The organism is Mycobacterium sp. NGS66 (assembly GCF_059812225.1).
This window is the reverse complement of the sequence record NZ_JCALCG010000027.1, coordinates 1-9,028: the sequence shown is the minus strand read 5'-3', so window position 1 is coordinate 9,028 and position 9,028 is coordinate 1. Positions and strand designations below refer to the sequence as shown.

Here is a 9,028-nt window from a genome sequence, read left to right as displayed (position 1 = left end):
GACACCCTCATCCGACAGAAAAACAGTTGCGGACCCTACCCGCGTAGATCGTGGCACCTTACTGACTCACCAGGGGGCGCGCCATTCGTCGTCGTGATCGTCGAGTCCATCCCGCTTGCGCACGAAAATGCGCCACTGATGCTGGATTTGGCGTTCACAGTATTGCTCGATCCGCACCCGTTCAGCGGCCGGAATGCTTTTGCCGCACTCAGGATGCTCATCGAGCCAGTCGGCGATCGCCTCTTCGACCATGGCGTGATATTTGCCGCGGAACCGCTCAGCGTCGTGCGAGTCCTCGGCTTTCGGCTCACTACCGGCTTCGCCGTTGGGCTCCATCAAGTGAGCTGGAATTTCGCCTGTGCGCAACGCGGAAACCACTTCCGGCGGCAGATGAGAAAAAATGGCCACAACTACACCCCAGGATGATCGGGCCAGCCCGGCGTGGACACCGGACTTTTGTCGATTGGCGGCGGGTTGGTCGCGCAATCGGGATCCATGCCCGGGCCGCCCAGCTCGAACTTGCTGGTGTACCAGTCGCCGAACACCGACACCAATGGGGCACGCGCGGGCCCTTTCTGATTGGCCGGCGGAGAAACCCCGACACGTTGAAAGGTGACTGTTCGCTTAAAGAAGCTGTAGTTGTCCGGAAACGAACCACTGACCGCTACATTCCCGGCGTAACAGACCACAGCTGTGGCCGAGCCATCGGATGCAAGAGACAAGTCGTGCACCCAGTTCGTGAAGAAACCCTCGGCCGACTGCCCCCAACCCGCCCGGTAATGGTGATCCTGGGCGGCTGTGGCGAACCCCGGATACGACCCGTCCGCCCGGCCAAAGTTGAAGTCTGCTACATGGTCGGCTTCAGTGTAAGCCCGGAGGTAGGTGCCTTCGGGGCTCATCAAATCCACCGCCGGGGTGGCCACCCAGTGCTCGGAAAACAAGACATTGCGCGGCACCTGATAGCCCGTCGCCGCCTTTACCGTGGTGGTCGACACGGTGGGACTAGCGGGGGTTTTCGACGGCGAACACCCGGCCATCACGATTACTACACAGCTCACCACACACCAAGCGACCATCCGAGCGCCGACACGGGTCACCGACTGCACAGACATGTCATCGCCCCGTGGGAGGTTTCGTCACGTTTCCCGGATCGGGCAATCCTACGAAGTTGATCACGGGGTCCCTGAGACCGGAGTTATAAGCGTCGGTCCAGCTGCCTACCTTCAATTGACCACTGTCGATCAACCTCCCATAAGTCTCCATAAACTGCGGCCCATTATCTCTGACGGCGTTCCAGTCGAGTTTCCAGCCGTTGTTGCCATCGGGAATAAAGAAATTAACGGATCCTTTCGGGGTTTGCACGTTCTGAAATGCGCCGACAAGGGAATGATCCCGAGTTTCATACCCTTCGACGATGCTGTAGTCGTGGTAGACACCATCGGTGAGGACCGCAAATGCGTGCTTGCTGTCGGCGACGGCCGCCGTAACGAGGTCTTTGGGGTCGCTCGCCGGTGTCAGTGGGGTGGGATCTCCCAGTTTCAAGCCCTCCTCGAGGACAAGCTTGCCGAGGAAGGATAAGGCATCGCCGCCGGGCAGTTTGTCAATCGGTAGTTTGTCGAATACCTGGTTGATCAGGAATTTCTTGGTGTTCCAGTCGGAGTTCTGTTTATCGAAGTCCAGGATGCGGGCGGTGTCGTGGTTGCGTTTCAGGTCCTCCATTTCCGCCTCGTAACCGCCATGCAATGCGCTTTCCAATTGCCCAGCCGCGCGCGCATAATAAGCGTTGCCGGTTTCCCCGTAGCGCTCCGCATAGTAATGATCCCACGAGGCCGCCGCCCCTTGAAGCGCCGCCGCCGACGCCGGGTCCGAGGAGAGCACTTCAAACAGGTTCTTCAACTGGGAGGAATCGGTGAAGCGGTGGATGCCGGTGCCGTCGATCCCGGGCACTTCGACGCCACCGAGGTTCCCGAGATAGGGCGTCAGGTTACGGGTCAGCGCTTGGGCCAGTTCGGGATCGCGTTGCCCCAGGCTTTCAAACCGGCCACTTTGGTGATCGCCATAATCGAAGATCGGGATTTTCCCGCCCAGCAGATCATGATTCTTTGCGGTCAGGTTCGCTAACGAGTCGGCGGCCACCGCGGCCTCATGTCCCTCAAAACCGGGTGTGTGCGCGTTCGGGCCGATCCAGTCCAGCATGTTTCTCCAGCCGTGATCCTGCGGCCCGAATTGCGCAGTAGCCAACGCCTTGAAGGCTTCATTGTTGTCGAAATGACCACCATTAACGCGATCCATGTCGACCCCACCCTGCAGGAAATCAGCAACGGCGCGATGATCGATCGACGCATTTGACATCATCGCGCTCACGGTGCTACTGATCTCGGCCTTGGAGGAAAAGATGCGTTTGTCCCCGTGCGCCACGGCGTCAGGGTCGATCAGTTCGTTAAACTTCGACTTGTTCTCAGCCGCGGTGATTCGTGATGCTTGATTCAGCAATGCTCGGTCCACATCCGAACCCAACCCCAAACCCTTATTGCCGTTCCCGAGCATGTTGTTGAGCGCATCGAACTGACGCTTCGGGAAATCGAGGATTCCTCCTGCCTCGGGCTTCACGGGATTATCGGTGAGCAGCCCGCGCACCTTGGCCGGCAGCGTGTCCAGTCCTCCGTGCATACCGAGCGCGGTCTGGATGTTGGGGTTTCCCATCATCCGCAGTCCATCGCCCATCGCGCCTTGCAGGCCGTATTTGCCCAACGCGGCATCGATGTCGGCTGTCGATTTGCCGTCCATCGCGTGCATCAACGAGGTCAAATAATCGTATTGCCCCTGGGGCATGTCGGCGGGCTTGCCGTTGGCCAAGGCCGCCAACTCCTGCGGTGTCCAGGTCGTCAACGCGGCCTTTGCCCGCGCCACCTGCTGGGGGGTCGCCGTGCCGTCCAACAGGGCTTTGGCGTCATCGCGGGCCTGCTGCCCGCCCACCAAGCCCGCCGCCAGCGGGGCCGCCGCGCCGATCTCGTTCTTCGCGGTGTTGATCGCATTCTTGGTGTCGGTGTCAGCCGCACCCAGCTCATCGGCAAGCCGCTGCAACATCGTCGTTCCGGTCGCCGCTTCCTCGCCACGCTGCTTTTGCAGCCGGTCCATCTCGCTTTGGGCGGCGTTCTCGTCCCATCCCAGTAGCATCAACACGGTCTTGCCGGCGTTGTAGTCGAACGTGTCGGTGACCACCCAATCCTCGGACACGTCGAAATGGTCGTGCTCGAAACCCTGACCCTGCAGACGCAATGTGTCGATCATCGGCTGCATCGTCTTGGCGCCGTTCTCATAGGCCAGGGCCAGCGCCTCATAACCCGCCGCGACCTTACGATCCTGGGCCAGCTCCCGATCGGCGCGCCCATCACAGGCGTTTTGGGTATCGCCCTTCCAGTCCAACCCATGCACCGTATTACGCACGTTCTCGGCGGCGGCCAGCATCTTGCGGCCCACCTCCCGCGTCGGGGCCGCCAAATCCCCCAACGGGGTCGCGTTCGCGTGATACACCGTGGTCTTATGCGGACGTGCCAACCCCACACTCCAAGTGGTCGAGTAAACGAGATTTCTACGGCGTCAGCTCGCCGAGTTCATATCACCTAACGCCATCAACGACTTGCCCACCGCTTTGGTGAACAACTCCTGGCGGGCCTGCGGAGGCAACGCCTGATCAGCAACCTGGAAGACATTCACCGCACCACGGATCAATCCGGCCAACTCCTCAAAGCGCCCCCCAACCACACCCAGCGAATCGGCCACCGCCTCCTTGACCCCCGCCAACGCCCCCGCAGTCTCAAACCCAGCCAGCCCGCCCGCCGCCGCACCCGTATCCGGCGACTGAATCGCGGCCACAGCGGCTTTGGCCGCGGCAATGGTGTTCGCACTGGCCAACACATTCTGCGCGTTAACCTCCAGCAACGGAGCCACCCATATCCCCCTTCGTGCGATACGTCGACCTTCGTCAGCCGAACCCTAACGCACTGCCAGCATCAATAACGCAGGCGTTGGCCGGGGCTTGACCCCGATCGGTGGACACCCGGTCAAGGCGTCTTGTCCCATCACCCCCGACGAGTGCCCATCAAGCTCAAGGCCGTAATCAATGCTCTACAGTGCTGCAGCAAGCACAGCTACGCCACCGACATCCCAACATGGGCAACCGGGATAGAACCCCGACGGACACGGGCTTTTTGAACAAAAGTCGCTTCAATTTGCCAATTCGTTGGATGTTTTCTAGGGCTTCTAGGGACTGGCAACGTGTGCCGTGGGGTTTTCGGGGACTCTAACGTCGAGTTTCGTTGCCCTGCAGTCGGTTCGTGTAGGACTGGTAGTGGAGTCCGAGCGGCTACCGGCAGTACCCCGTCGAGGCGGCGCCTCCGGTGTGGCCATGATGGGGGAGTGACAGCGACGTTTGACGAATTGGTCGCCGAGGCGGACTCGGTGGATGTAGCGGGCTGGGACTTCTCCTGGCTTGACGGCCGGGCCACCGAGCAACGTCCCTCCTGGGGCTACCAGCGGCAGCTGCGCACCCGCCTGGCAGAGGTGACGTCGGCCTTGGACATTCAGACCGGCGGAGGCGAGGTCCTAGCGGGGGCTGGCCCATTTCCGCCGGCGATTGTGGCTACCGAGTCGTGGCCGCCGAACCTGGCGCTGGCCACCCGACTGCTGCATCCGCTCGGCGTGGTCGTCGTCGCGTGTGACCACCCTCCGCTACCGTTCGCCGACGCGGCATTCGAGCTGGTGACCAGTCGCCATCCGGTGGACCTGTGGTGGGATGAAATCGCCCGGGTCCTCAAACCGGGCGGCACCTATTTCGCCCAACATGTTGGCCCGGCGTCGATGCGAGAACTGATCGAGTACTTTGTGGGCCCCGAGCCCGAGGCTTTGGGACATGGCCAGTTGAGCCCCGAGACCGTCAACCACGACGCCGTTAAGGTCGGACTCGACGTGGTCGATCTGCGCCTGGAACGGCTGCGCGTCGAATTCTTCGACGTCGGCGCGGTGATTTACTTTCTGCGCAAAGTCATTTGGGCGATCCCCGGCTTCACCGTCGCCCAGTATCGCGACACGCTGCTGCGGCTGCACAACCAGATCCAGACATACGGGCCGTTCGTCACCTCCACCTCGCGAGTGCTGATCGAGGCCCGCAAGCCCGCTTGATCCGCGTGGGCCGACGATACGCAGGTAACGGCGTTGACGCAGCCGATCGGGCGACGCGAGTATCGCAGCGCTGAGCCATCTCGTTGGTAAGAAGACATCCTTGAGAATCAGCGCAATCGACCGAGCGTGCGAAATACGGCAATCGGCTAAACAATCGGTCTATTCCGGGACGGGCAAGGAGGTACTGGTGGTCGAAGAGCCGCCGAACGGCGATACGACTGCGGAGTGGCGCAAACCGTCGCGGTTCGGCCCCTACCTGTTGAATAAGTTGGTCGGGCGGGGTGGATTCGGCGAGGTGTACGAGGCGTACGACACCACCAAGAACCGGACAATTGCCCTCAAGCTGCTTCCGCCGTCGTTCTCGGTGAACCCTGTGTTCCGCACGCGGCTGTTTCGGGAGGCCTCCACCGCGGGCCGGCTGCACGACCCGCATGTGGTACCGATCCACGATTACGGCGAGATCGACGGGCAGCTCTACATCGACATGCGATTAATTCGCGGCCCCGACCTGCGCGTGGTACTCGACGAGAGCGGACCGCTGGACCCCGAACGCGCGGTAGGGATCATCGGCCAGATCGGCGCGGCACTGGATGCAGCCCACGCCGAACAAATCGTGCACCGCGACGTCAAACCTGCCAACATCCTCCTCGCTGGCGGGGATTTCGCCTGCCTGGTGGACTTCGGGTTGGCCAACGCGGCCACCGACGCCAGACTCACCACCGCGGGCAATACGGTCGGAACCTTCGCCTACATGGCTCCCGAACGGCTCGCCAACGAAGAAATCGACCACCGCACCGACATTTACGCGCTGGCCTGCGTGCTCTACGAATGCCTGACCGGTAGCCCGCCCTACCCAACTGGTGACATGGCCGCGCTGATCGCCGCCCACTTGACAGCACCCATCCCCCGTCCCAGCCGACAACGCCCGGATATCCCGTCCGCTATGGATGAGGTGGTTGCCACCGGCATGGCCAAAAATCGTGACGCCCGGTACTCGAGCGCGGGCGAGCTGGCCGGCGCGGCAAGGAAAGCATTGGCCGCTATACCGCAGACCAATGACCACACACCTCCCGGCGGCCCGCTCACCAAGCGCCGCCGAAAAGTCGCCCTGTTCGCGGGGGCTGCCGTTCTCTTCATGGCCGCAGCGGCAGCAATCACTGTGGGGGCCATCCACCGCGACACATCCCCGACTTCAGGGATGCCCAGTCCCAACACAAGGACCATGACGTCATTCGTTGTGCCGGGCACCGTTATTGACGCCATTCCCGTCGGCAGACACCCGGAAGGAATCGCGGTCGACCCGACTACTCACCTGGCTTACACGGCCAATTTCAGCGACAGCACAGTGTCGGTCATCGATACCGCCACGCGGGCCGTGACGGCGACCATTCCCGTCGGCAAGGGTCCAGAGGGTATAGCGGTTGACCCTGCGGCCGGTGTTGGCTGCACGGCCAACCACCGCGACGACACGGTGTCGGTCATCGACCTCGCCAATCGACGGGTCCTGGCCACCGTCCCGGTCGGCAGCCAGCCATGGGGAGTGGCCATCGACCCCGTCACCCACACCGCCTACGTCACCAACATGTGGGACAACAACGTGTCGGTAATCGACCTGACCGCACGCACTGTCACCGCATCCATCACTGTCGGCAAAAACCCATTCGGCCTCGCCATCGACCCCGACACCCACACCGCTTTTACCGCCAACGGCGATAACACTCTAGCCGTCATCGACACCGTTAACCGCACCGTCACCGCGACCGTGACCGTCGGTAACGACCCGCGAGGTGTGGCAGTCGATCCCGCTACGCACACCGCCTACACCACCAACGAGGCCGACGGAACGGTATCCGTCATCGACCTGACCAACCACGCTGTGACCGCTACCATCCCGGTCGGCAAACACCCGTATGGTGTCATCACTGACCCGAGCACCCACACTGCCTACGTCGCCAACGAAGCCGACAACACCGTCTCCGTCATCGACCTCACCAAACACAATGTCACCGGCAGCATCAAACTCGGCAAAGATCCCTGGGGCATCGCCGCCGACGTCAACACCCGAAGGATCTACACCACCAACCATGACAACACCGTCTCAGTGATCGCACTCATCCATTAGGCCGAAGTTACGAATTAGGGCGGCGCGTGCTCGTCTGGCTGCCCCAGTTGGCCCAGGGGTTACCCAGGTGGGCCCACCGCAAGTTCCTACGAAGACCGGGACAACCTCTCGGCATGGGGACGGCAATACTTACGCTGGACCGCTCCGGCCACCTATTCCCTGACGACCTGGGCCGGATCGCGGACGCCTTCGACGCCGCCGGGGCGGCCACTGCGGACGGAATCGGTACTCCGTGCGCTGCCGGAGTCATAGATTGCACCTTGAGCTGCGCAAATCGAGTGCCCCCAGTCGGACTCGAACCGACACTGGGCGGATTTTAAGTCGGACTCCCCTGTCTCAATAGGGTTGCTGCATTGCCCCGCCGCGATCCTTCAGGACCGCCAAACACATATTCCTAGCTGGGCAGAAACGCCGTGAGCGATGCTTTAGCCGCTGTAGTACCAGTTTGCCCACCTCCGCGAGTTGTCGTCCAGGTGTGGACACGCAGTGGACGCGGCGCTGATACCCGCCATGGCTGCTACCCCTGGACCGCCGATCCAATGGCTCGCAAACCGTGAGGCCGAATCGGTGTGATGTAAGTCATATCACCGGAGCTGGCTAACATTCGCGCTTCTGCATATGAGGCCCTTTTAGAACACGTTCTAATCTATTTCCGCAGGTCAACGCGATATTTCTTACCCAGACCAGCAAATACACTTTGCTAGCAAACTGATTCAGCGGCTGTCCAGACGATATCTGCAGGTCTAGGCCATTTTCTTGTGGAACACAGCTACATCGCACGCTACTGTGGCGATGAGCGCTCACTCACTTGTAAGTCCATACGGAAAGAGTTGAGCAACATGTCAATACAGGAAGACGCCCGCGAGTTCGGGCAGCATTTCAAGCAGGGTGGCTGGCGACTGGGTCTGATAGTTGCGCGCAACGTTGAGCCGCATAAAGGCCAGGGCAAACCTCGTCCACATGTGGACGAAGTCGAGCAGGAACACAACTCGTCGAAACCGGAGAAGGTCTCGGGAGCCGAGTTCGCAACTCGGGCCGGTGTCAGCAAGCAGCATATTGCGAACTACTTCAATGCGTGGGAACTGGCCGCCGATGAAGGCCTTTGCCAACATGCGCGTGACTTGTCGCCAGGAGACGAAGACTTAGACGACATGGAAGAAGACGACGAGCACACGCGAGAGAAGTGGTCGAAGTACCTGGAGAAGGCCAAGAAGCCGAAGGAACCGGGAACCGGTGGGAGCAACTCGGGCTCGGGCAGTAAGTCCGCCACCGACAGCACACCGGATATCAAGGTCAATCAAGCCGTGGAGTCGTTCGTCGAGACTTCCGAGCAACTTTCGAAGAGGCTGCGGAAGGTGGTTGACGGCGTCGGACCAAAGCTTATGGGCGACAACGCCGGACTGGCCCAGTTCGTGGAAGACCTGAGGCAGGCGAGGGCGGCGCTCGACAGGCAATGCCGGGAGATCGATCAGCTTCTTGAGCGCATCGGATTCGGAGACACCGAACCCGCCACAGACATCGAATCGATCTAGAACAGGTAGGGATTGGATCAATGGACAACAACGAAACGCCTGACTCCAACACCGAAATGGTGCTCGAAAAGCGTCTCATGCACTTCCTTAGCTGGTGCGCAGCGAAGGGAGCTCAACTCGAATACAAAGGAAGGCGATTAGGGCGCAGCCGCTGCCAACAAGTTGTCGACATGTATGTCAACGGGTGAGTATG

General features: G+C 61.1%; 7 protein-coding genes. 3 read left to right on the top strand and 4 right to left on the bottom strand.

Features of this window, described 5'->3' with window-relative positions:
* Window positions 1-66: 66 nt before the first annotated feature.
* From AC5Y2L_RS28315 to AC5Y2L_RS28300, 4 genes are all read right to left on the bottom strand, one after another.
* Window positions 67-408 (bottom strand): hypothetical protein, encoded by a 342-nt coding sequence (locus AC5Y2L_RS28315; RefSeq protein WP_499939994.1) that lies wholly within the window; start codon window positions 406-408, stop codon window positions 67-69.
* Window positions 409-410: 2 nt separating this feature from the next.
* Window positions 411-995 carry a hypothetical protein gene (locus tag AC5Y2L_RS28310; protein ID WP_499939996.1) on the bottom strand — a complete coding sequence of 195 codons (585 nt, stop codon included), beginning with the start codon at window positions 993-995 and terminating at the stop codon, window positions 411-413.
* Between the two features lie 118 nt (window positions 996-1,113).
* Window positions 1,114-3,468 carry a TPR repeat domain-containing protein gene (locus AC5Y2L_RS28305; protein WP_499939998.1) on the bottom strand — a complete coding sequence of 785 codons (2,355 nt, stop codon included), beginning with the start codon at window positions 3,466-3,468 and terminating at the stop codon, window positions 1,114-1,116.
* A 132-nt stretch (window positions 3,469-3,600) separates the two neighbouring features.
* On the bottom strand, window positions 3,601-3,951 hold the full coding sequence (locus tag AC5Y2L_RS28300; RefSeq protein WP_499940000.1) for a hypothetical protein: 351 nt from the start codon (window positions 3,949-3,951) through the stop codon (window positions 3,601-3,603).
* Between the two features lie 468 nt (window positions 3,952-4,419).
* Here AC5Y2L_RS28300 and AC5Y2L_RS28295 point away from each other — a divergent pair, with 468 nt between their 5' ends.
* The 3 genes from AC5Y2L_RS28295 to AC5Y2L_RS28285 all read left to right on the top strand — a co-directional run bounded on the left by AC5Y2L_RS28295 (window position 4,420) and on the right by AC5Y2L_RS28285 (window position 8,835).
* On the top strand, window positions 4,420-5,181 hold the full coding sequence (locus AC5Y2L_RS28295; protein ID WP_499940002.1) for a class I SAM-dependent methyltransferase: 762 nt from the start codon (window positions 4,420-4,422) through the stop codon (window positions 5,179-5,181).
* 187 nt (window positions 5,182-5,368) lie between these two features.
* Window positions 5,369-7,303 carry a protein kinase domain-containing protein gene (locus tag AC5Y2L_RS28290; RefSeq protein WP_499940003.1) on the top strand — a complete coding sequence of 645 codons (1,935 nt, stop codon included), beginning with the start codon at window positions 5,369-5,371 and terminating at the stop codon, window positions 7,301-7,303.
* An 839-nt stretch (window positions 7,304-8,142) separates the two neighbouring features.
* Window positions 8,143-8,835 (top strand): hypothetical protein, encoded by a 693-nt coding sequence (locus tag AC5Y2L_RS28285; protein ID WP_499940004.1) that lies wholly within the window; start codon window positions 8,143-8,145, stop codon window positions 8,833-8,835.
* Window positions 8,836-9,028 lie beyond the last annotated feature (193 nt).